At 44.4% G+C, this 24,035-nt stretch carries 19 protein-coding genes and 1 pseudogene; 5 read left to right on the top strand and 15 right to left on the bottom strand.

Features of this window, described 5'->3' with window-relative positions; all coding sequences use genetic code 11:
- A partial coding sequence (locus JHD69_RS10155; RefSeq protein ID WP_199139925.1) for an AbiV family abortive infection protein occupies positions 1-373 on the bottom strand: 373 nt, incomplete at its 3' end.
- A 30-nt stretch (positions 374-403) separates the two neighbouring features.
- Positions 404-1,057, bottom strand: a complete 654-nt coding sequence (locus tag JHD69_RS10150) for a hypothetical protein (RefSeq protein WP_199139923.1) — start codon at positions 1,055-1,057, stop codon at positions 404-406.
- 979 nt (positions 1,058-2,036) lie between these two features.
- On the opposite strand from JHD69_RS10150, the gene JHD69_RS10145 reads away from it, so the two are divergent.
- Positions 2,037-3,944, top strand: coding sequence for a recombinase family protein (locus tag JHD69_RS10145; protein WP_199139921.1), 1,908 nt, complete (start codon positions 2,037-2,039; stop codon positions 3,942-3,944).
- Positions 3,945-4,157: 213 nt separating this feature from the next.
- Here the strand turns inward: JHD69_RS10145 and JHD69_RS10140 are convergent.
- From JHD69_RS10140 to ffh, 3 genes and pseudogenes are all read right to left on the bottom strand, one after another.
- Positions 4,158-5,251: pseudogene (locus JHD69_RS10140) on the bottom strand (YifB family Mg chelatase-like AAA ATPase); the annotation flags it as partial.
- 560 nt (positions 5,252-5,811) lie between these two features.
- Positions 5,812-6,531, bottom strand: coding sequence for a hypothetical protein (locus JHD69_RS10135; protein WP_199139919.1), 720 nt, complete (start codon positions 6,529-6,531; stop codon positions 5,812-5,814).
- A 121-nt stretch (positions 6,532-6,652) separates the two neighbouring features.
- On the bottom strand, positions 6,653-7,987 hold the full coding sequence (ffh, locus tag JHD69_RS10130) for a signal recognition particle protein (protein WP_199139917.1): 1,335 nt from the start codon (positions 7,985-7,987) through the stop codon (positions 6,653-6,655).
- A gap of 207 nt (positions 7,988-8,194) precedes the next feature.
- Between ffh and JHD69_RS10125 the strand changes: the two genes are divergently transcribed.
- From JHD69_RS10125 to JHD69_RS10110, 4 genes are all read left to right on the top strand, one after another.
- Positions 8,195-8,557, top strand: coding sequence for a BlaI/MecI/CopY family transcriptional regulator (locus JHD69_RS10125; RefSeq protein WP_199139915.1), 363 nt, complete (start codon positions 8,195-8,197; stop codon positions 8,555-8,557).
- Positions 8,554-10,656, top strand: coding sequence for a M56 family metallopeptidase (locus tag JHD69_RS10120; protein WP_233165839.1), 2,103 nt, complete (start codon positions 8,554-8,556; stop codon positions 10,654-10,656). Before JHD69_RS10125 ends, JHD69_RS10120 begins: the two co-directional genes overlap by 4 nt.
- A 232-nt stretch (positions 10,657-10,888) precedes the next feature.
- The gene (locus JHD69_RS10115; protein ID WP_199139913.1) at positions 10,889-13,255 is read left to right on the top strand and encodes an outer membrane beta-barrel family protein; all 2,367 of its coding nucleotides are present in this window, start codon (positions 10,889-10,891) and stop codon (positions 13,253-13,255) included.
- A 102-nt stretch (positions 13,256-13,357) separates the two neighbouring features.
- On the top strand, positions 13,358-15,796 hold the full coding sequence (locus JHD69_RS10110; RefSeq protein ID WP_199139911.1) for a DUF5916 domain-containing protein: 2,439 nt from the start codon (positions 13,358-13,360) through the stop codon (positions 15,794-15,796).
- A gap of 2 nt (positions 15,797-15,798) precedes the next feature.
- Here the strand turns inward: JHD69_RS10110 and JHD69_RS10105 are convergent, their stop codons facing one another.
- The 10 genes from JHD69_RS10105 to JHD69_RS10060 form a co-directional block, all read right to left on the bottom strand.
- Complete coding sequence (locus JHD69_RS10105; protein ID WP_199139909.1) at positions 15,799-16,791, bottom strand: DUF3078 domain-containing protein; 993 nt, start codon at positions 16,789-16,791, stop codon at positions 15,799-15,801.
- A 4-nt stretch (positions 16,792-16,795) separates the two neighbouring features.
- Positions 16,796-17,011, bottom strand: coding sequence for a hypothetical protein (locus JHD69_RS10100; RefSeq protein WP_199139907.1), 216 nt, complete (start codon positions 17,009-17,011; stop codon positions 16,796-16,798).
- A gap of 32 nt (positions 17,012-17,043) precedes the next feature.
- A complete protein-coding gene (locus tag JHD69_RS10095; protein ID WP_199139905.1) occupies positions 17,044-17,370 on the bottom strand; it encodes a hypothetical protein in 327 nt (108 codons plus the stop codon).
- Positions 17,367-18,119, bottom strand: coding sequence for a hypothetical protein (locus JHD69_RS10090; protein ID WP_199139903.1), 753 nt, complete (start codon positions 18,117-18,119; stop codon positions 17,367-17,369). Before JHD69_RS10090 ends, JHD69_RS10095 begins: the two co-directional genes overlap by 4 nt.
- Before the next feature lie 49 nt (positions 18,120-18,168).
- On the bottom strand, positions 18,169-19,014 hold the full coding sequence (locus JHD69_RS10085) for a glucosaminidase domain-containing protein (RefSeq protein ID WP_199139895.1): 846 nt from the start codon (positions 19,012-19,014) through the stop codon (positions 18,169-18,171).
- Positions 19,014-19,718, bottom strand: a complete 705-nt coding sequence (locus JHD69_RS10080; RefSeq protein ID WP_199139893.1) for a glucosaminidase domain and LysM peptidoglycan-binding domain-containing protein — start codon at positions 19,716-19,718, stop codon at positions 19,014-19,016. Before JHD69_RS10080 ends, JHD69_RS10085 begins: the two co-directional genes overlap by 1 nt.
- Positions 19,719-19,781: 63 nt before the next feature.
- Positions 19,782-20,411 (bottom strand): O-methyltransferase, encoded by a 630-nt coding sequence (locus JHD69_RS10075; RefSeq protein WP_199139892.1) that lies wholly within the window; start codon positions 20,409-20,411, stop codon positions 19,782-19,784.
- Positions 20,412-20,416: 5 nt separating this feature from the next.
- On the bottom strand, positions 20,417-20,833 hold the full coding sequence (ruvX, locus tag JHD69_RS10070; protein WP_199139889.1) for a Holliday junction resolvase RuvX: 417 nt from the start codon (positions 20,831-20,833) through the stop codon (positions 20,417-20,419).
- 142 nt (positions 20,834-20,975) lie between these two features.
- Positions 20,976-23,396 carry an outer membrane beta-barrel protein gene (locus JHD69_RS10065; protein WP_199139887.1) on the bottom strand — a complete coding sequence of 807 codons (2,421 nt, stop codon included), beginning with the start codon at positions 23,394-23,396 and terminating at the stop codon, positions 20,976-20,978.
- Positions 23,397-23,416: 20 nt separating this feature from the next.
- Positions 23,417-23,851, bottom strand: coding sequence for a MarR family winged helix-turn-helix transcriptional regulator (locus JHD69_RS10060; RefSeq protein WP_199139885.1), 435 nt, complete (start codon positions 23,849-23,851; stop codon positions 23,417-23,419).
- Positions 23,852-24,035: the final 184 nt, after the last annotated feature.

Genomic DNA, 24,035 nt, shown 5'->3' with positions numbered 1-24,035 from the left:
ACGCGCCAAGTATTCTGAGTATGCCATCTGACTTTTTCCTTTTTGATAATGACGTATTAAAAAACAGCAGGTAGACGGAAAAAAAATCTTTCAATAAATCGTGCCGTATTTTATGGTTATAAAATAGCTTGGTAAACCAAGGAAGTTTTTTAAGATTTATATTGCGCCCCATCAGAAGACACCAGAAGGATTTTACCAGTTCTTCTGAGCCAAGTATCAGATGTGCAATAGCGTTTTGATACTGGTATGCCTTAGCCAGTATCTCCGCACATAAAAATTGTCTTTCGGCATTTTCCTTAGCCACCAAAAAGGTTTGTTGGTATTGGGCATGGCTAAGGGATGTCCAACCACTTTTCTGAATATTTTTTGTCATACAGATAAAGTTACCCGAGTAATTAAAGTATTAAATACTATCATATAGTTTTTTAAGATCTTCTTTTAGAGCTCCTTTTACATCCAGGCCATGGCAATCTTTGTAGAAAAGTGGATTTCCGCAGAAGCATAGTTTGTCTGGGTTTCCTCCAGATTGGATAAAGGGTAAAAACTCCTTGACAAACGACTCCAGTACCTTCAGATATGGAGCGATATGTTGATGGATACCGACATGATGCTCATCAATACGAACGGAACAGTTTGCGTAAAGTTCATCAATTGCCTCACAGATCAGTATCCAGTCATCAACAACAGTGTTGTCTGTAACGTTGATGCGTATGTTGCGCTCAATCTGCCCATTGTACTCGAAGCTATCGTCAATTACAAATTGTATAGATGTAATTGGCAGTGATCTTGGGGTTATGTCAAGATACAATCCTTGAGGAGTTTTCCAAATCGCATGCCTTTCTGCCTCCAAAATGTGCAGTTGCGGAAGGATTGCCCAGCCATAACACACGCTGCCTCCAGATTGGCCCACTTTTTTCGCTACATTATTGAAGCAATTATTTTCAACCGCACCGGGGTCTGGACGGATTTCTACATTGATTGGATAATACTTAGCCTCGATACGGTCAAATAAGGACTCGTAATAGGCTTGTACCTGCGTTCGGTCGAGATTTTGCATTGTCGATAATAGAATGCTAGAGACTAAATTTAGAAAAATATTCTCATTTATAATAGCGTTGGAATGATCTGATGATGACCATATTGGGGATTTCGGCAATAGTATCCACCTGTTTTCGCTCATCCTGGCCAGCTTTTTCGGCCTATATTGTTCACTGAATTTCGCTCAAAAATGGTCACTCGGCTCATTTTAAGCGGTCTTAATCTCTCTAGATAGCTGACCGAACTCATTGGGTTGTTTGTATGGAGAAACTAAACTGTCGATGCGCTAACGGCCTTAAAATCGAAACTTACAAATCTTTTATTGGGATGTTTTTGACCGAGGATAGTTCTATTATTCTAAGTCCAAAATGTCCTTTTTTTCCACTGAATAATGCTTTTTAGTGAATCGAGAAAAGTGTCGTTGAGTCAGACACGGGAAATGTTGCCAGCAAAATGAACACGTCAAATCGGGCTAGATTAAATATATTTAGGTCATTCTATAAGATACCATCAAGACCAGGTGGTAAAAAACGGGATGTACAGTTTGGAATGAGAATCAGTGAACACTTTTAGCAAAATCCCCAATTTAAGTCCAATCTTATTCAGCTCAAAAGCTTCAAGACCTCCAAAAAAGCGATTAAAACAATCCTCAATGGCAAATGGACTCATATATACCCAAGCTCCAACCCAAAGATGCGCTTAGAGCCATTGATTTCGCTAAATTTTAAAGAATTACTTTGGAATGCTACACCTGAAAAAAGTAGCTTAGAAGGTCAAAACGGCCACTTTGCACCGAAATCAAATGTCAGTTTGAAGCGAAATTTTCTGTCAGCTTAATGCGGATTGAGTGACCATTTTTTCTAAAATACCCACTAGGGACGCTTTCGCCGAAATACGCAATTGATATCGTTTCATTTACAACTTATTGAATTTCGATGCCTTTTGGCATTTTGATAAACAACACAGAAAATCTCAAAAATTAAATTGATCGAAAAAAAATGAAAGATCCCATCAAGGCCGGAATCTGGATACGAGTATCCACCGATATGCAGGTAAAGGACGAAAGTCCAGAACATCATGAACTACGAGCGAAGCACTACATCAATGCTAAGGGTTGGAATCTGGTTAAAATCTATCGTCTTGATGGAATAAGCGGAAAGACCGTCATGAAACATCCTGAGACCCAAAGAATGTTAAATGATGTTAGAAATGGAGAAATCAATGGCTTGGTTTTCTCCAAGCTCTCACGTCTTGCAAGAAGCACAAAGGAACTCCTAGAGTTCGCAGGCATATTTAAAACCGAGAAAGCAAATCTAATTTCGATATCTGAAAACATTGACACAAGCACTCCGTCCGGGATGCTTTTTTTTACGGTTATATCGGCAATGGCAGAATGGGAACGAGAGGAGATCTCAAACAGAGTTTCCTCTTCAATTCCTATCCGTGCAAAGCTGGGCAAGCCATTAGGAGGCCAGGCAATATTTGGATACTCCTGGCATAACAAGGAATATGTAATAAATGAATTGGAAGCGCCTATTAGAAAGTTGATTTACGAAATATTCCTTAGAACCCTGCGTAAGAAGACTACAGCTGATGAACTGAACAAACTCGGCTACCGTACCCGCAAAGGTGCACTGTTTTCAGACACCACTGTGGCCAGGTTACTCAGGGACACGACTGCTAAAGGAGAGCGGATCGCCAACTATACTAAAACTGGAGAAAATGGAAAGTGTATCGTTCTGAAGCCAAAGAGTGAATGGACCGTAATGAAATGTCCTCAGATTATTTCAGAACAGCTATGGGATAAAGCAAACCTTATACTTACCGAACAAGAAAGAAAAAGTAAACGCGTTGGCAGAAGATCCGCCTACTTATTGTCTGGATTTGTAAAGTGTTCTTGTTCAAAGAAAATGTATGTTAAAAGGACCAAGGTCTACCAATGCAAGGACTGTAAGGTAAAAATTAAGGTAAGTGACATTGAAGGAATATTTTGGAACTTTCTTTCTGATTGCCTAAATAGTATCGACTTGGCAAAACTTATGGAAGATTCCAACAGTTTACTGAGTAAGAAGCAAGCCTTATTTGAAGAGACAATGAATGAACACGCAACTTTAGAAAAGAAAATACAGAGGTATGTGGGAATAAGAATGGATCGCGAGATTACAAGGGAAGAATTTGTCGGTAATCTTCATACCCTAAATGCTCAACTTGCTCACCTTGAAGCTTTTTTGCAAAAGCTGAAGTCCGAAATGGATTTGGAAGCTCGTCAGATTCGGTTACGAGAAGACCAAGTTAAAGAAGCCAAGCTTTTGGCGACGGACTGGTCTATAATGGTATTCGAAAGAAAGAGGTCAATAATAGAAGCCATTACAAATCTCGTTTCAATAGGCAATACGAGCGTTATCATCGAGTTTTCTATCAATTTGCACAGCCTTCTTCGAGGTAAAAATATCCAATGCAGTGGCCCGGATACATCGCCTTGTTTGCTTTTCGATCGGGAATTTAGGAAACCTGCACCTCAAACTTACCCTGAAAATCCGGCGACCATTGGCGAGCAGATAAGAAAGAAAAGAATTGATAAGAGTTTGACCCAGGCTGAACTGGCCAAGATCCTTAATGTCAGTACCGACTGTATAATCTATTGGGAGAATAACAGGAGCAAGCCCCAGATATCCTATTATCCGAGGATACATCATTTTTTAGGCTTTAGTACAACTACGTTTGATGAAACCAATTTTGGGGGGCGTATTCGAACATATAGATGGAGGAATGGGATTAGCCGCAAGGACATAGCACGTCTTCTTAAAGTTGATATTTCTACTGTAAGAGCTTGGGAAAAGGGATTAAATATGCCTTCACAAAAAAGAATCAATGAGGTAGAAGTATTACTCCAGTCGCGATATTGAACAATAAACCGCAAGCCGTGTAAGGCTTGCAGTTTATAAGTGCTGTGAGATCCAAAGACCATATGGTTTGATCTTTTCAAAAAGCACTATCGATGAGATTTTGAATTCTTCTGATTGGCATCGAGGATAACAAGTCAACGCAACATAATCTTCCAAAAAAAGATTTTTTATAAATTCTACAAAAGTGCTCTGAGAGCTATTTATCAGTGATTTCATGCATTCTTTTTCAGGATGAAGGTATTAACAAAACGACAGGGATTCATAGAAGCCACCAGCATAAAGCTGGCAGGATAGGCCACGGCAAATCTAGCCCTTGAAATATTTACCATTCGATCTTCTAAGGGCTGACGCATTACCTCGAGTACGGTACGCTTAAATTCGGGAAGTTCGTCTAAAAAAAGCACGCCATTATGGGCCAGTGAGATTTCGCCCGGTTGCGGATTTATACCACCACCCACCAAAGCCACATCAGAAATGGTATGGTGAGGTGCCCGGAAAGGGCGCTCGGTTAAGAGGGCCTGTTTGGCTGTGAGCTTGCCTGCTACCGAATAAATCTTGGTGCTTTCTAAGGCTTCCTGCATGCTTAAGGGGGGCAGGATGGTTGGCAGGCGTTTGGCCAGCATGGTTTTGCCGGCGCCAGGCGGTCCAATTAAGATGACGTTATGCCCGCCCGCGGCGGCAATCTCCAAGGCACGTTTAATGTTTTCCTGTCCCTTTACGTCAGAAAAATCATGCTCATAAGCATTGGTTTCGGGAAGAAACTCTTTTGAGGCATTTACAATAACCGGTTGGGGAGCTGATTTCTCATTGAAGAAATCTATGACGTCTGATAAGGAGGCCATGCCATACACGGATAATTGGTTTACAATTCCTGCCTCGCGCGCGTTAGCCTTGGGAAGGACAAAGCCGGCAAATCCGTCGTTTAGGGCCTGTAATGCAATGGGTAAAGCCCCTTTGATGCTTTGTAGGGCGCCATCTAAAGAAAGCTCGCCCATGATGAAATATTGGTGCAGCTTGGTGGCGTTTATCTGGCCGGAAGCCGCTAAAATGCCTATGGCAATGGGCAAATCGTAGGCTGAGCCTTCTTTTCTGATATCTGCTGGAGCCAGATTGATTACGATTTTTTGTCGAGGCATGCGATAGCCGGCCGTGCGTATGGCGCTTTCTACCCTGAACAGACTTTCTTTAACGGCATTATCAGGCAGGCCTACCACAAAATACTGCGTGCCACTGTCTATGCTTACCTCGATGGTAATGGTGAGGGCATCAACCCCGCAAACAGCGCTTCCATAGGTTTTTACGAGCATAATCTTGAATCTAGACAATGCTTTGGCCATTTGCAAAAAGCAAACGGCTTATTTTAAAAATTCAATTAAAGGCTAATTTTTTTAATTGGAGAGGGCGTAGTTTTTCGCTTCTGGAAAAGATAGTCTTTGCAAAAACTCTCGGTAAAAGAGCCGAGCTAAATTACCTAATCGCTAACAGTTAGGCTGTCGTTGTTGCCTTACGTTTTACGAAAACATAGTAAATAACCAGATGTAAGATAAAACTGGCGGAACTAATCGCTAAAAGAACGGTGCTGCCGTCTTTTATAAAAGCAATAAATCCCATGATAAAAAAAATGGTAATTGCTACCATAGCAATATACACTTTGTACTTTAGGTATTTAATCATAATTGTAGATTTATAGAACTGGTAAACATGCAAGGATCGCTACTAGGGAACACAATGCATCTAAATACTTATTGAATCTATGCATTGCGCAAACCATTTGCAAAAAGCAAGCAACTTGTTTGAAAAATTCAATTAAGGGCTAATTTTTTTAATTGGAAGGAGGGTGTTTTTTCTTTTTGGGAAAGCCGGCTAATCATTCCCTATTTAGCCACAAGGATTTATAGAAGTATTTATATGAAGTATTCTTGATATCTTCAAATGAGGTTATGATGTTGATGACGTTCGGATCTATTTCATCATAATCATCCTTTAGAGGTTGGTGATTTACAAAAGCAAGCAAAAGAGGCTCCATGTTAAGCTCCTCGTAAGCTTGTAGCAGGTGGTTGCCTTCAACAATAAAGTAATAGCCATAGAGTTCTTGCCCACGATATTGTTTGGAATAAAGATAAACATTGGGTGTGGCGCCATTTAAAATAGCCTCTTTTAATGCATTGACCTTTTTACGGTCCAAATCATTAGCCGATTTAGTGCAAACTACGATGGTTTCTTGTTTTAATGGAGTTCCGCATATCAGCTCACATTCACCATTGCTTTGAAGCTGGTATTTTATAAAATCACTGCTATTGATATGCGTAACATAATATTCTCCAGATTCGAAAGAGGCCAATACATCTGCTATGCTTGTGGAGCTATTTTCGTAGAACTTGATTTTTTTCGAATTGATAACCTCATCCAGTTTGCCTAGCGCTAAGTTGATGTTCGAGTTGCAATTGATATAATAATCGTTTTCCACTTCTTGGTGAGGACCGGCTACCACAATACAGCCTAACCTATTCTCAAAGTATAGCGATATGGTTGTGCCATCATATCGAATTTTAATCAAGCTATTTCCTTCAATATTGTAAATAATCATTTTACTATAATTTTGGACCTGCGGATTTTAACCTAAAATAGCTATTCGAAAGCTTTGATGCAAAAACAGAACCCCCAAAGCCTAGCCTTGAGGGTTCGTTTCGTGTTTTTTAGCTAAAAGTCTAGCGCTGCGGCATTTTAGGCATGTTGCGCATCATTTTGGCAGCGGCGGCCGGGTTAGAGAATTGTTTCATCACCTTGCGCATGTCTTCAAATTGTTTAATGAGCTTGGTTACATCTTCTACCTTGCTACCCGATCCTTTGGCAATGCGTAGCCTGCGGCTTTGCTGAATGCTATCTGGGTTTTCTTTTTCGAATGGGGTCATCGATTGGATGATGGCCTCCACGCCTTTAAAGGCATCGTCGTCTATGTCAACGTTCTTCATCATCTTGCCTACCCCCGGAATCATGCCCATCAAATCTTTCATGTTGCCCATTTTCTTGATCTGCTGGATTTGGTTGTAGAAATCGTTGAAGTCGAATTTGTTCTTGCGGATTTTCTTTTGCAGTTCGGCGGCTTCTTTCTCGTCAAACTGCTGTTGTGCACGTTCTACCAACGAAACCACGTCGCCCATGCCCAAAATACGTGAAGCCATCCTGTCTGGATAGAACACGTCTAAAGCTTCCATCTTTTCGCCGGTACCGATAAATTTGATCGGTTTGTTCACTACCGATTTGATCGAAAGTGCCGCACCGCCACGGGTATCGCCATCCAATTTGGTAAGCACCACACCGGTAAAATCCAGTCGGTCGTTAAAAACCTTGGCCGTGTTTACGGCATCCTGACCGGTCATGGCATCTACCACGAATAGGATTTCGTGGGGCTTGGTTTGGGCCTTAACCTCCGAAATTTCGTTCATCAGGCTTTCGTCAATCGACAAACGGCCGGCGGTATCGATTATGATGACGTTATTGTTGTTCTTTTTACCTTCGGCAATACCTTCTAGGGCAATGGCAATTGGGTCTTTCGATTCTTTGTTGGCATAAACCGGCACGCCAACCTGTTCGCCCAGTACCTGTAACTGGTCTACCGCCGCAGGGCGATAAACGTCGCCGGCTACCATTAAAGGCTTTTTGCCTTTGCTTTTAAGGTGCAGGGCCAATTTTCCGGTAAAGGTGGTTTTACCCGCACCGTTTAAACCGGCAATTAATATGATGGTAGGGTTGCTCTTCAGGTCAAGATCGGTTACCTCGCCGCCCATCAAGGCCGTCAATTCGTCGTTCATGATCTTGGTGAGCAACTGGCCCGGAGAAATGGAGGTCAGTACGTTAGCACCAAGCGCTTTTTCCTTTACCTCGTCGGTAAAGGTTTTGGCTGTTTTATAATTTACGTCGGCATCTAGCAAAGCTTTCCTGATTTCTTTCATGGTTTCGGCCACGTTGATCTCGGTAATGCTTCCTTGTCCCTTTAAAACTTTAAACGCCCTGTCTAGCTTGTCCTGTAAATTTTCAAACATAATTGGTTACAAATTTTTGTAAATGCAAAGATATTGTTTTTTTGCCTAAAAGCGAGCCCAATCGTAATTGCAAGGCAATTTTCCATCCTGATTTTCAAAAATCCGACGCCACAAAAATTAAATGCAACATAAAAGTTACACAAATACTAATCGATTAGTTTGTGTATTAATCAATTAGTAGTACATTCGCTTATCAATTTTTACAACATGATCAAATTAGCAAAAAGAGAAGAGCAGATTATGCAGGTGTTTTGGGAAGTAGAGAAAGCATTCATCAGGGATATCATCCCTTTGTTGCCCGATCCTAAGCCCCATTACAACAGTGTAGCTACGATGGTAAAAATTTTAGAAGAAAAAGGCTTTTTAGGCCACGATGTGGTAGGCAATATGTTCTGTTATTTTCCGGTTATCGGTAGGGAAGAGTACCAGAAGCATGCCCTTAAAGACGTGGTGAGCCAATACTTCGACAATTCCTATCCGCGCATGCTGGCCTTCTTTGCCAAGGAGCAGAACTTGTCTGACGACGAATTAACCGAAATTGTTAACCTCATTAAATCGAAGAAACCATGATGTTCTACGTGTTGAGTGTGGCCCTTATTTTGGCGGGCTGCCTGGTGTTTTATAAGCTTTTGTTGCAAAACGAAACTTTTTTTCCGCTAAACAGGTTTGTGCTGCTCATTTGTTTGGCACTTTCTTTTGGCCTGCCTTTAATTCCGGTGCCGCAACAATGGTCGTTCAGAAAGGCGAATGTAGAGGTGCCCGCTGTGATCGATGACAGCAAGGTACCTGCGGTAGACGTACCGCAACCTACGCCAACTGTACAGCCCAAGGCCACCATCAGCACGGGCAACGAACAGCAAGAATCTTTCTTTAAGGATATCTCCCTGCTAAAAGTGCTTTTTTGGGCCTATTGGCTTGGCGTTATCGTATTTGTGGTCAATTTCCTTTTTCAGCTCTGCGTTTTGCTTTATCGCGCCTATTCGAGGCCGGTAATTAGAGACGGCCGTTTCAGAATTGTAGAGCTGGCGGGCAACCAGGCGCCCTGCTCCTTTGGCAACAACATCTTCATCAATCCCGAGAAATACGATTGGGATACCTACAACCAGATTATCCTGCACGAGAAAATCCATATACAGCAAGGACATAGCTATGATATTTTGATCGCCGAGCTGGCTTTGGTTTTTCAGTGGTTTAACCCCTTTGCCTGGATGTACCGCAAGGCCATGGAAGACAACCTCGAATTTTTGACGGATAACGAACTGCTGGCCAACTCCGATATTGAGCCAAGCAGCTATCAGATGAGCCTGGTAAAGGTTTCGGCCCCTCATTTTCCGGCTAGTTTGACCACCAACTACAATCAATCCATTCTTAAAAAAAGATTAGTTATGATGAACGCAAAAAAATCTAACGTAAACTCTACGTGGAAATACTTATTTATTGTACCATTATTATTGGTATTTGTGGCTTTCCTGAACGAGCCGAAGGCTTATGGAAAGAATGACGCACAAAGAAAAACCGCCGAAAGATTTCGATTGATCGACAATGAAGGCTCTTGGTTTGCCACCATCAAAGGCGACAAGGTAAACATCCGTTTCGAATCAGACGAAGACGGCAAGAATATCAGCAATCATACCTTTTCGCTGGCAGACCTTAAAAACCTGCCGCGTGGAAGCGAAGGCTCCTTTTCGATTACCCGTGATGCCGGCACGATGAACTTTACCGGAAAATTTGAAAACAATACCGGCATGGGGTCTTACAAATTTAGCCCAAATGCAGATTTTACCAGTTTCCTAACCAAGGAGGGCGTAAGCGGAATCAGAGAAAAAGATAACTTGGTGTTTTTCCTGATCAATGTGAAACGAGGCTATGTTACTGCGCTTAAAGGCTTGGGCTACAACCAGGTTTCTAAAGACAACTTGATTCCCCTTGTGGCTTTAAACGTAACACCCGAGTACATCCAGTCGCTAAAAAAGGCAGGCTTGTCTGACGTGAGCTTGGGCGAATTGATCCCGCTAAAAGCGTTGGATGTTGATGCCGACTTCATTAAAGGAATTAAAGATGCGGGTTATAGCAAAATAAGCGCCAACAAGATGGTCACCTTTAAATCGCAGGGCATTGACGGCGCCTACCTGAAAAGTGCAAAAATGGCAGATGCCGAAAGCCGCGAGGCAGATGCTGCCGACAAGGTGAAAAGCAAGATTGAAAAAGTCAGCGAAAAAGTCAGCGAAAAAACAATCGGGAAAGCAACCCAAAAAGCGGCCAGAACCGACGAAGATGACGAACTGGGTAAACTGATTGCCAGAAAAGTAATGAGAATTACGCCAGAATATGCCAAAGGCTTTACAGACAAAGGTCTTAAGGTATCTGACGAAGGTCTGCTTTCGATGAAAGCACTTGGCGTGACGCCAGAATATTTCGAAAGCTTCAAAACAGCAGGCCTTAGCAACCTAACAGCCGAGCAAGTAACATCGCTTAAGGCTTTGGGTGTAACGGCAAGCGATTTTGAAGAGTTCAAGAAACTGGGTTTCAAGAACATTACCATCGAAAATGTGCTTTCGGCCAAGGCAACTGGAACCTCGCCTACATTTGTGGCCTCGATGAAGAAGAAAGGACACAACTACAGTTCGATAGAAGACTATGTTAAAATGAAGGTACTCGCTATCGATTAACCTAATCTAATAAACCAAACCAACGATAAGTCCGCTGTTTTTGATGCCCTTGCGCATCAGAAACAGCTATGGGCAAGCCCTGTCAAATGAGGTTGGAATCTATTCGCTTGATGAGCTGAATAGCCTTTGCGCGCCCGACCAGAAAACACTAAAACCCATTCATTAACCAAAGGCTAAGCATGCAACATTTGCTTAGGCAGGATATCTTTTGCCCTAACCAATCCCTATTGAAATGAAGAATGCCCTATTCGTTTGCCTTTTATCCCTATTCGGTATGGCCACAGTTCAAGCCCAACTAGTTAAAATAAGCGGAAAAATTGTAGCCAACAGCAGTCAGCAAGGCCTTGATTATGCCTCGGCCACCTTGGTGCGCCTGCTCGATTCGGCCACTGTAGGCGTACAGTATAGCAACGCCCAGGGCATTTTCGAATTTAAGGAAGTAAAGTCTGGCCAATATTTTATAATGGCTTATTACCTGGGCTACGAAAAGGCTAAATCGGCTGTTTTTACCGTAGTCAATGCCGATTTGGAATTGCCAATCTTGCGGTTAACCAGCAGTACGAATACACTTAAAGAAGTAACCATCAAAGGAAACAAACCCCTAATAGAAAGAAAGATAGATCGTATGGTTTTTAACCTCGAAAGTTCGATCGCTGCCAAAGGCACAGACCTTACCCAGGCCTTAGCCTTAACACCGATGTTGCGGGTTGAGGAAAGTGGCATTTCCATTGTAGGCAAGGGTGGCGTATCAGTGATGATTAACGAACGCATGGTGCCACTTCGTGGCAGCGACCTCATTAACTATCTCAAATCGCTGCGGTCTGACGATATCGAAAAAATAGAAGTTATTACCACGCCCCCGGCCAAATACGAAGCGCAAGGCAACAGCGGGTTGATCAACATCGTGATGAAAAGCAATCCCAGCCTGGGATGGAGCGGCAATTTTAGCCCGTCGTTTATACAGAATAGCTATTCCGGTTTTGCCAACAACTTCAACCTCAACTACCAATCGCAAAAATTGGCCAGTTCGGTGAAGCTGAGGCAGTACCACAGGCCGGCGCATATCGACGAGCAGACCGATAACATCGGCGTCAATTCGATATGGAGCCGCGATCCGAGAAAAAGCGTTGCCGATGGCATAGGTGCTAACCTGAGCCTCGACTACAAAGCTGGGAAAACTACCAATTTGGGCCTGATTTACGATGTAAGCAAAACCAGTTCGGATATGGATATCGACAATGTTACCATTTATCAAACCCGTGGCCAAACCGATTCGGTGCTCCGTACGGTTTCGCATAACGAAAACCCAAACCTTACCCATACGCTAAGCCTCTACTACGATCAGAAACTGGATAGCTTAGGCAAGAAACTAAGCACCAGCTTCAACTATTTTGCCAACGCCCCCGAAACCACCAACAGCTTTCAAACCACTTCCGATCAAACCGGGCAAACCAATCGCGTGCGCAACTTTAACGGCACCCAGTACCATGTTTGGTCGGCACAAAGTGATTTGAACCTGCCCTACAAATGGGTCTTGCTTGAAACAGGCTTAAAGTTTACCAATTTTGACCAGGATGCCGAAACGGTTTATGCCAATTTTGTTCAAGACGTTTTTAGGCCAGATCCCTTGAGAAGCAATGCGTTCAACTATAACGAAAAGAACTTAGCAGGATACATCAGCCTGCAAAAGGCGCTCAGTAAAAAGTGGGAGGCCAAAGCCGGGCTTCGGTACGAATATACCTGGGTTGATGGCTATTCGCCCACCCTTGATTCGCGGAGCAAGTCGCAATACGGCAAACTGTTTCCAACGGCTTACCTCAGCTATAAGCTCGATAACAAGAACACCTTTTCCATCAATTATTCGAAGCGCATCAACAGGCCAAGCCTAAGGGCGGTTAATCCGGCTAAATGGTACTCTAATCCTTATACGTATTTTACCGGGAATCCCTATTTGAAGCCTTCTTACAACCACAACCTGGAATTTTCGTATATGCACGGCAACATTTCTTTTACGGCCTATGGCCAAAAATTGGTGAATGGCTATGCCTATGTCGTGGAGGTTAAAGAAGCGCTTAAAGTGGTTAATGCGTACAATTACCTTACGCAATACAGCACCGGGCTAACGGCAAGCCTTAACCAGAAATTTTTTCCCTGGTGGGAAAACAGCAGCTTTGCCTCATACAGCTACTCCAACTCAAAGTCTGCCCTTTCACAGGTGCTTACCCAAAACGGATCGGCCTTTTCCTACAGCATCAACAATACGTTTAAAACCAGCAAGCAAACTTCGGCATTCGTCAATTTTAGGCAATCGCTCTCTTCCAGGCAAAATAATATGTACAGCCAAGGACGGACGGTACTTTCGGCGGGAGCTAGGGTAGCCTTTGCCGATAATAAATTTCAGGTGAACGCTTCTGTTAACGATATCCTGAAAGGCGATTTAGAAAGAAACAGGCTGTACTATACCGATGCAGTGCAGTATGGCCGTACCTATTATGATACCCGCATGCTTAACCTGAATGCAACCTACACTTTCGGCAAATCAAAAGTGAAGGGCAGTCAAAAGCAAATTAACTTTAAAGAAACACAAAGAGCGAATTAATAGCGCTGAGAGCTATACGCTATAAGATAACGCAACATATTTTTCCTTTAGTGCAACATTCGGCACCTTAAGGCCGTCTTATCAACACCATATCAAAACCAAATGAAACTACGATTAACATTCCTAATTATCATATGCTGTAGCGTTGTCGCTTTAGCGCAAAATGTACAGCCCATCAAGAAAAAACTACAGGCCAAAAGAACTGCCATAAGCCCCAAAATTGACGGCTTGCTAAACGATGCGGTTTGGGAGGGTGCACCAATTGCTACAGATTTTGTAGAAAACAGACCCGTGCCCGGCCGTATAGAATCGAAAGAAAAAAGAACCGAAGTAAAAATCCTGTACGATGACTACGCCATTTACGTGGCTGCGCGCATGTACGACAAGCGCGACAGCGTAGTGCACGAGCTGGTATCGAGGGATAACATTGGCAATGCCGATTTTATCGGCGTTGTTTTCGACACCTTTCTGGATGGCGTAAATGGCAACGGATTTTATGTAACCGCGGCCGGCGTACAGTTTGATGCCAAGTATTCGCTTATTGGCGATGAAGATGCCAACTGGAATGCCGTTTGGGAAAGCGAGGTGAATATTGACGACAACGGCTGGACCGCCGAGTTCAAGATTCCCTATTCTGCTTTGCGCTTTTCGAGTAAAGACCTGCAAAACTGGGGCCTTAACTTGGTAAGAAAGCGCACCGGAGCCAATGTGCAAACCTTTTGGAACTTTGTAGATCCAAGGGTAAGCGGCTTCATTAACCAGGAAGGTGTTTTAGAAGGCCTGCAGGGCATCAAAGCACCTTTGCGCCTCTCTTTTTCGCCCTATATTTCTACCTTGGTTAGCCATTATCCCTACAATGTACCGGGTGTTAAGAACACGCAGACTACTTTTAACGGTGGTATGGACGTGAAATACGGCATCAACAAGAGCTTTACACTCGATATGACCCTGATTCCCGATTTTGGGCAGGTGCAAAGCGATAACCGCATCCTGAATTTAACGCCTTTCGAGGTCAAGTTTAATGAAAACCGCCAGTTTTTTACCGAAGGAACCGAGCTGTTTAACAAAGGCGATTTGTTTTACTCGAAAAGGATCGGATCTATTCCTTCTTATGTCGACCTTAGCGATTTGAAGGCCGGCGAGAAAATCGTGAAGAATCCGCAGGAGGCCAAAATCATCAACGCTACCAAAATATCGGGTCGTACGGCTGGTGGTTTGGGGCTGGGCATATTCAATGCCGTAACCAACAGCATGTATACCGAGGTAGAAGATGCGCAGGGCAACAAGCGCAGCTTCAAGAGCCAGCCTTTAACCAATTACAATATTTTTGTGTTAGACCAATCGCTAAAAAACAACAGTTCTGTTAGTGTAATCAACACCAATGTATTGAGGCAGGGCAATGCCTACGATGCCAACGTAAGTGCATTTTTGTTCAACATCAGCAATAAAGACAACAAGTATTTTGTAAGCGGGGCTGGCAAAATGAGCTATGTTACCGAGGCGCCTACAACGGCCGACCGTACCGGCTACAGCTATAATTTTAGCATGGGCAAAAAGAGCGGAACAGTTACCTACGATTACCAGCAGGAATTTTCAGATACGCGCTTTGATCCATCGGATATGGGCTTTTATACCAACAACAATTTCTTTGATCAAAAAATAACCGCCCACTATGATACCTACAAGCCTCATTCTTGGTACAATAAATGGCTCAACTATTCGAGGGTTTCCTATTCGAGGAGGTTTAAGCCCGGCGATTACCAGAACCTGAGCATCGAGGGCGGTCCTTACATCGAGTTTAAAAACTTTTGGTCGGCAGAGCTTAACCTCTATTATGCGGCAACTGGCAACGACTTTTATGAAGCCCGCAACGGACAGGTTTACAAAACGCCATCACAGTTCAAATACAGTGTATTTATCAATCCAAACCGGGCCAAAGCCTATAATTTTGGGGGCAATGTGCAGATTACCAAGGTTAATCTGTTTAAGGGCGGGAACTACAATTTCTACTTCTTTCAGAACCTGCGGGTAAACGATAAGCTGGCTTTTGGACTGGATCTTAATTTTGCGCCGAGCTATAATGCCGTCAATTGGGTAGCCGCGCAGGGCGCGCAAGCCATTTTTTCGAGGTACAACAGAAATACCGTCGAAAATTCGATGGATGCCAAATACAGTTTCAGCAATAAAATGGGCATCAACTTAAGGGTAAGGCACTATTGGTCTGACAGGCGCAATAAAGAGTTTTTTGTGCTGAACAGCGCCGGCCGATTGGATGCCTACAATGGCCCTGCCCTGCAAAATGTAGACCGCAATTACAACGTATTTAACATCGATCTGGTTTACCAATGGGTGTTTGCGCCGGGAAGCGAGCTGAGCATCACCTATAAAAATGCGGCCGAATCGAACGAAATGTTCTATACTGCCCGTTATGGTCGCAATTTCGACAAGATTTTGTCGGGCCCGCAAAACAACAGCCTATCGGTTAAGGTGCTCTACTATATCGATTACCTCAACCTGATCAAGAAGAAAAAGCATAACTAAAACTATCTGGGGAAGGTAAACATGAGCCCAAGCGCAAGTGTTTGGCTTCCCTGTATTTTAAGGTCGGTATCCCTGTCGTATAAGCCCACTCCGGTTAGCGAAACGTTGATATAACGATTAACCTTGGCCATGATGTTCACGTCTAAACGGTGGTCGATATGCCCAAAATTATCATAAGGAATAAACATGTTGTACCGGGTTTTAAGCATAATGTTGGTAAACACCTCTTTTTCAAAACTGCTCACAATCTGAAAGGCCAGCTCGTTTCTGAAGTTTTTGCCTTTTTCTACCCCAAAGTTATTCGGGTTGGTGCGCCAGATGGCTGTGTCGAGCACAAAGGTTTGTCGGGCAGTACCTGTACCAATTCGGGTTGAGAAAAACTTGTTGGGCTTGTACTCAAAACCGATGGATTCGGTGAGGTAGCCCGGCGACATGAACTTAGACAAGAGGTTTTCTTTTTCGTTGCCCTGTGCATCCTTGCTGTAGGAGAAGCCCTTGTCAAACTGCGATTCGAAATTGATGGAACCGAAGAAATACCAGTTTTTAGAAAGCTGTATGGCCGCTTTGTTATCCCAGTAAATACGGTCGGTAGTTTTCTTTTGGAGCTGGGCCTTGTTTTTTACCTTGCCGTATTGCAAAATGACTTCGCTTACATAGCTATAGCTTTCCTTGCTGTACTCGGCCTTATAGTTTACCAATCCGCCAATGGCCAGAGAGTTTACGCCCCCGCCTTTCCAGTTGTCGCTGAAGGCCGCCTGGTTGATGTTGATGCCCACCGAAGTCTTGGTTTTCCAGTAGTTTACCTTTGCATTAACCAAAGCAGGCTTAAGCACTACAGGCTGAAACTGAAGGATTCCCATGCGCGAAGGAAGCGGACTGCGCTTTAGCCTAATATCTAAATCTTTGGTAGAAATAGGAATGGTGTCTGTCTCTTGGGCCACAGCAGGAAACGAAAGGATAACGACAAATAGTAGGCTAAGTAGTGTGTTCTTCATTGTTTTACAAAGAAAAAGAAAAATAACAGCTAATAAAAGTTTTTATGGCGATTGCTTTGAGGGGCAAACCGAAAGGAGACAGTGCCAAGGCCGGAAAGCGGTGAACAAAATCGTTTGAGTAACCCACCAGGGAATAGACGACCATCAGAATCGATTTCTTTTGTAACCACAATGATGCAGAGCTTAAGGCACCGGATTTTGTGGCGTTGCGCTCATCCATAAAGTGACTATAATAAGCAATGACTTGAGCGGTTAGCTCAAAAACCTGAGCCAGCTATAAAGCTTTCGCTGCTTCAAATAATCAAAATCGAGTTCATTGGCAAAAGCTTCGCGCTCAAAACAGATCTTTAGATAAGCCTGGCGATGGTTGCGTAAACGCAACAGGTTAACAAGGTAATTGAGCAGGTAAACTACATAAAAAGGGATAACCAATAGTTCCAGCTGCTGCTTAAGGTGGATCTGCTCATGGTTGATTAACGATTTGTCGGATTTTAGCACATGGCTTTTAACCAGGATGAAAGGGAAAAGCGCCATGCCACTGGCGGGCAATTTTGACCAAACAACAATCCGGGGTCTCATGGATTGGTCTGTAAGCTCAGCCTTGGCAGTTTGGGCAACCTAAAAGTTGCCGGATTGCGCTTGTACGAAGCATAACTGTTTTTGATAAACTGCACAAACGAATAGTCGGATGCGGTAAGCACAAACTGGTAGGTTGGACGGTACTGCACCATAAAGTCGTTTAAATCAGCGTCGCCGATGCCGGTAACTGCTTTTACATAATCAGGCCTAAAGCGGTAATCGATAATGGCTTCGTGGTAGTCGCGCTCTAAAATGGCCTGTAGCCTTCGCGCATTACGTCCCTGGCGGCTTAGCAGGTTATAAATCACATCAATACTCAAACCCGCACCCGATGGACCTAAAGAAAAAGGATCTTTGGTACTGCCTCTTTGTAGGGCAGATTTATATTCTTTCAGGTTTTGGTTGTATTGTTCCTGCGGCGTTGGTTTTTTGCCTACGATCTGTACCTCTTTGAGCTTAATGCTGAGCGATTTGAGCTGAAACACAATGGCGCTTTGGCCTTTGTATATCACCGTGTCCATGGCATAGCCACTTAAGGCCGCAAAAAGCGTATCGCCTGGTTTTATGTTGGCTGTAAACTCTCCCTTGGTGTTGTTGTAAATGCCTTCGTCTGAACTTGGGTTGTAAATGTATACCTTGGCCAGTCTCAATTTGCTGTCCTGATCAACCACAAAACCCTGTACGGGCTTGTTTTGGGCAAAAAGCTTTGCGCTGCACAACAGAAGAAGTAAGACAACCGAAAATCTCATGGTTTAACAAAACTACAATTTATGCTAAAAGTTTTATTTGCTCTTAACATTATTTAACTACCAAAAGTTTTTGTCCAACCTTGATGTTGTTATCGTTCAGTTTGTTTAAGGCCTTCAAATCGTCAACCGTCAACTTGTACATTTGCGCAATCCTGAACAAGGTATCGCCCTGCTTAACCACATAATAGCTGTCGGTGCTGGTTGGTTCCGGCGTTGGCGGGTCTTTGGGCGCTACATCAACGGGGGTGAATTTCTTTTTTTCAAGCGGGATATTGGCATTGATTTCGGTAAATACCCGGTCTTCGCGGTTAATTTTTTCCCTTTCGCTTTCAGGCTGATCGTACTGGTACAGTTTGTACTTCTCAATGGTGGTAATCAGCATGTCGGGGTATTTCGGATTGGTGGCGTAGCCGGCAGTTTTAAGCCCCAGGGCCCAGTTTTTATAATCGTTTTTGTCCAACTCGAACAAGAAGCTGTAGCGCTTCCGTTTTAAAAATTCCGAGTGGTCTTTGTACGATTCGCGGGCGTCTTTATATACCCTGAAACAGTCGTTGGCTTGGTCGTCGTCTTTGTAATAAGCCTTGCCCCGCCAATCGGAAGTACATTTGATGCCGAAATGGTTGTTGGCATACTTGGCCAAAGAACTGTTGCCACTGCCCGATTCGAGGATGCCTTGGGCCAAGGTAATGCTGGCCGGAATACCGTAGGCATTCATTTCTTCGATGGCTACACCTTTAAAGGCCTCAATATAGCTCAGCGTAGTATAATTGCTGAAATTTGGATTTTCTTTGTTGGCGGCTTTCTCGATTTGCTTGTTGTTGCGGCTGTACTGTCTGGATTTACAGGCGCCCAACAGCAAGGTGGCAATAGCCAATAAGAGGATGGTGTTCTTCATTAACGTTTAATTTTTTGCCCCGGTTGCAGGGCTGATGACTTGAGACCGTTTTTTTGCAGGAGCGCAGCTGCCGTAGTGCCCCAGCGCTCGGCCAGTTTGTTCAAATTGTCGCCTTTTTTAACCGTATAGGTTTTAGATGGGCTAAACCCGCTGCGTTTGGCGCTTTTTGCGGTGCGCGTTTTGTTGGCCGGTGTGGCGATTATCGGATCGGGTTGCTCTTCATAATCGTCGGGGCGCTCGTCGTAAAGGTAAAGTTCATATTTTTTAATCAAGCCAATTACCTGTGAGGCCCACAAGCGGCTGTGTGCATAACCTCCCCTTTGAATGCCCCGTGCCCAGTTTTTATAATCGTACTGGTCGTATTTCTCAAAGAGCACGTCGAAATAAGGCCTGCTGTGCAAAAAGGAAACAAAATGATTGTATGACGAATCAACCGTTGGGTAATCGCGGTAAGAAGAACGGATTTCGGTACTGCTGTTGGATCCCTTTACGCCAAAATGGTTGTTGAGGTAGCGGGCAATCTTGCTTTTGCCGGCGGCCGATTCGTGGATGGCAACCGCCAGGATGATGCTGGCGGGCAACTGGTGTTCGCGCATCAGCTCTTGTGCATGTTCCACGTGTTCGGCAATATAATCTTCGGTTGATTGTGCTTTGCCAAAAAATGCCGATAAGAGCAACAGGCATACCATAAGGATTTTCTTCATTGTTAAATTGTTTGATTAAATGTTAGCCATCGCTAACCGTCAATTGACAATTGCCAACTCGAATTATTTTTTTCTGATCACAAACAGTCCGTCGCGAACGGGGAGGATTAATTTTTCTACCCGTTGATCCTTCGCAACTTCGTCATTAAAATTACTAATGTTTTTGGTGTCTTTGTCTTGTGCGCCACCCAACACTTTTCCACTCCACAGCACATTATCCACAATAATGATCCCGCCGGGCCTTACCCTGTCGAAAATGAGCTGGTAATAGGTGCCGTTGTTCTTTTTATCGGCATCAATAAATACCAGATCGAAAACCTCGTCGATATGCTGTAAGCTTTGCTGGGCATCGCCGATGATGTATTTAATCTTTGGGTTTAAGGGCGATTTGGCAAAATTGCCACGCACCATGTCTTCGAGTTCGGCATTGATGTCGAGGGTATAAATGAGGCCGTCGTCGGTTAATCCTTCTGCCAGACACAGGGTGGCATAACCCGTAAAGGTGCCGATTTCCAAAATCCTTCTGGCGCCGATCATCTTGCTCAGCATGCTCAGCACGCGTCCCTGGTAATGTCCGCTCAGCATGCGTGGCATCAGGACCTTTAAATGGGTTTCGCGGTCTATATGCTGTAAAAGCGCGTCTTCGGGTTCTGCATATTTTAACAAAAGGCTTTGTAATTCTTCGCTGATCATTGTGCTTATAAACGGTGTTGTTCCATAAAATATTGCAGAATTATGGTGGCCGAGATGGTGTCTACCCGTTCCTTGTCCCTTCTATCGCTTTTTTTGAGCCCGCTTTGCATAATGGTTTGATGCGCCATTTTGGAGGTAAAACGCTCGTCGATCCAATGTTGCGGGATGCCCGGAAAATTCTTCTTTAAAATGGTGGAAAAGCCTTTTACGTGCTGCGCCGATTCAGAAGGCGTGCCATCCATTTGTTTGGGGTCGCCCAGTACAAAGGCCTCTACCTGCTCATGGAGCATGTATTTTTTCAGGTAGTCTACGACATCTTTCGGGTGAATGGTGTCCAACCCTGTTGCAATCAGCTGCAGGGGATCGGTTACGGCTATGCCGATACGCTTGGTGCCATAATCAAAAGCCAGGATACGTGCCATATTCGGGCCAAAGATAGCGATTTATCTCGAGAGCGCCTGTGGCGACTGGTGTAGGAAATAAGGGCCTTTGTCGGAAGTCTAAGCCCAATGTCGTTGACCATCGGCCATAGACGATCGACTTTAGACCTCCGGCCTCCTCCTGCTAGGTCCCCGCCCTGTTGATTTCATCGCTGGCCCCGCCTGCCGAACGCTTGGTGGCTTTTAACGGTTTGCCAAAACGATAGCTAAATCCAACGTTCAATACTTGGGTGTCCCGCCATAAAATAAAATACTCGTTGGCACCAGGAAAATCGGTTAAGCCTTCCATCGATTGGGTATGGAAAATATCACGTGCGGTAAGCCTCAAGGTGCCGTTGCCCTTGAATAAGGTTTTAGCCAGGCCCGCCGATACCTGCCCGGTTGGCGAAAGCAGCTCCTGCAAATCGTTGCGTGCCTTGGTGGTGTAAAAGCCCGAAAGTTCGGCATTAAGCGTTTTGCTGATCCTGAACTGGTTGTTCATGCTGTTGTGCAGCTGTTTTACCGACGATTGGTAGTTTACCTGTTGGTAGCCACTCAGTTTTTTGTAGTTGAAGTTGCTTTGTGCGGTTAACGACCACCAGTTGAATGGTGATACCTGAAGCGTTACCGCTACGCCCAAATTGTGCATCTGCCCCACGTTGCCATCGGTGTACACCAAGATGTCGTCGCCCTCGGCCAAAAATAATTGCGAGAAATAATTTTTAATGCCGCTATAGGAAACCGCCGTAGTGAGCAGGTTTTTGTACGAATGGCTCAGCTCGAAATTCCAGGTGTATTGAGGCAAGAAGAACGGATTGCCTCGCTGATAGGTGTATTTGTTGATGATAAACACAAAAGGGTTCAGCTTTTGGTAAGGCGGGCGGTCAATCCTGCGTCCTGTGGTCAGCGTAAAGGCGTTTGACGAGTCGGCTTGATACGTAAGATAGCCTGAAGGGAAAAAGTCTTGATAGGTTTTGGTAAAACGGCTTCCGGTTTTTATGGCGTTGCCCAATTGATCGGCTACATAATGCGTATTTTCATAACGGAGCCCCAGTTGATAGCTCAAACGGCCCACCTTGTGCTCGAGGCTGCTGTAAACCGAGTTGATGTTTTCCTGGTATTTGAAATGATTGCTTTTATTGAGGTCTGCCTCCCAGTTGCCATTGCGCAGCAATTCGTAGTTGGCCTGGTTGTCGGTGCTGATGTTCGACGACTTCGCCCCCGCTTCAAGCTTGGCGTTCTTGCCGAGTTGTAAAACATAATCTGCCTTGGCCGAAAAAATATGGAGCTTAGAAGGAATGCTGCCCCTTGATCCCTGATTGTAAGCCACGGACCCGGTACGGATGTTGTTGAAAAACTGGTTGTTGTCAATAGAATAGCCCAAATAATCTACATCAAAGCCAATATCCTGCGTTTTGCTGATGTTGTGGCGGGCATATACATTAACGGCGCCATTTTTAAGGCCGAAATCGCTGGTACCAATGGTGCTGATGGCCGAATCGGTAACCTGTTTGCTCATCCAGGTAGCCACAGCAGTACTAATACCCGTACGCGAAACCAAATTGCCGGTTAAAGTAAGACCAATCGTTGTACGGTCGGAGGCAAAAAAGTCGACCCCTGTTTTAAGCAGGTGCGGACTGTTGGTGCTTTTCAGGTACGAGGGCTGGTCGAGCGCAGAAGTAACCGTTCCCTGGTCGTCGAAGTACTGGCGATACGCATAAATAGAAGTGTAGCCTTTGTAATAGCCATAGCTGTAATTTACGAAAGTATTGACCTTCCCCGAGCGCAGGTTAAGCAAAAGCGAGTTGTTGCTTTTCAGGTATTTGCCTTGGCCCAGGTTAATGGCGATGTTGCCGTTAAAGCCCTCCTGCTTGTTTTTTTTGGTTTTGATGTTGATGATGCCCGCATTGCCATTGGCATCGTACTTGGCCGAAGGGCTGGTAATCAACTCGATCTGGTTTACCTGCGACGAGTTCATGCTGCTGAGCAGGTTGTTCAGTTCGCTGCCCGAGAGGTAGGTTGGTTTATCATCAATCATCACCAGCACGCTGGGTTTGCCCTGCAAGCTGATGCCACCGTTTTTATCAACCATTACTCCCGGCGATTTTTCGAGTACCTCTAGCACTGTAGTGCCGGCATTGGTTACTGCGGCATCTACATTCACCACGGTTTTGCCCTGGCTGCGTTGTACAAAAGGCTTGCGCGATGTAATGGTTACTTCTTGCAGATTTTTGGTGCTTGTGCTCAGGTTAACGGTTAAGGTTTGCGTACCCGGTAGCTGAAATGTAGCGCTGTTTTTGTTGCCAAAACCTACTGCCACAACGGTAGCATAATATGGGCCTTGGGCAATGGCGTAAAACTCGGCTTGGCCTTTTTCATTGCTGATGGCCGCTTTAACAAGGGCTTTGTTAGCGGCCTTGTGCAGTTCTACCGTAGCGTTGGCAACAGGTTGCCGTTGTTCGTCTAGTACCGTAACCAATAAGGTTGGAGCCGGGTTCTGTGCATGTAGCTTAAAGCCTGCCATGAGGCAAAGCCATATTAAAAATAATTTGCGGGTTGGTTTCATTTGTTTGGTTTGTTGTTTGGTCAGGATTCCTGGCAATTGGCGATAATCCGTTGCATCAATTGCTTCATCTCTACGATGCTTTGTTGGTCGATGTTTTTTAAGGCCTTGGTTCTGTTTTGGATAGCGATTTCGTTTACCTTTTGGGTTACCTGATAGCCACTATCGGTTAAGGTAAGCGTTACCCGCCTGCGGTCTGAAGGATGGGCCTCTCGTACCAGATAGCCCGCGGCAACCAGCAACTGGATAATGCGCGTAATGGAAGCATTGTCCTTAAACACAATTTTGCTGATGTCGTTCTGCGTAATGGTGGGGTTTTCGGCTACGCTTTTTAAAATGAGCCATTGGTCTATGGTAATGTCATAGCCCGCCTGGCGTACGTTGCGCTGCGCAAACTGGTTGTAGGTTCTAAAACACTTGTCTAAAGTGTAAAGCATCGTGTCGTTGAGGTTTTCCATAATGCAAATATATGTATGCCAAATCAATTATTGATATATCAATCAAATTTTTACAATACCAAAGGCTTGCGTATAGCGGAGTGCGTATTGAGTTTAGGGAGCAGGCCTAGAAGCGCATTACGCAATACGCACTCCGTTATACTCGGTACGCATACCAATCTCACATCTCCTGCCCCACATCTCA

This window comes from Pedobacter sp. ASV12 (genome assembly GCF_016429155.1).
GTDB lineage: Bacteria > Bacteroidota > Bacteroidia > Sphingobacteriales > Sphingobacteriaceae > Pedobacter.
Note: the sequence above shows the minus strand (reverse complement) of the source record. Positions and strands in the feature narration are given on the sequence as shown.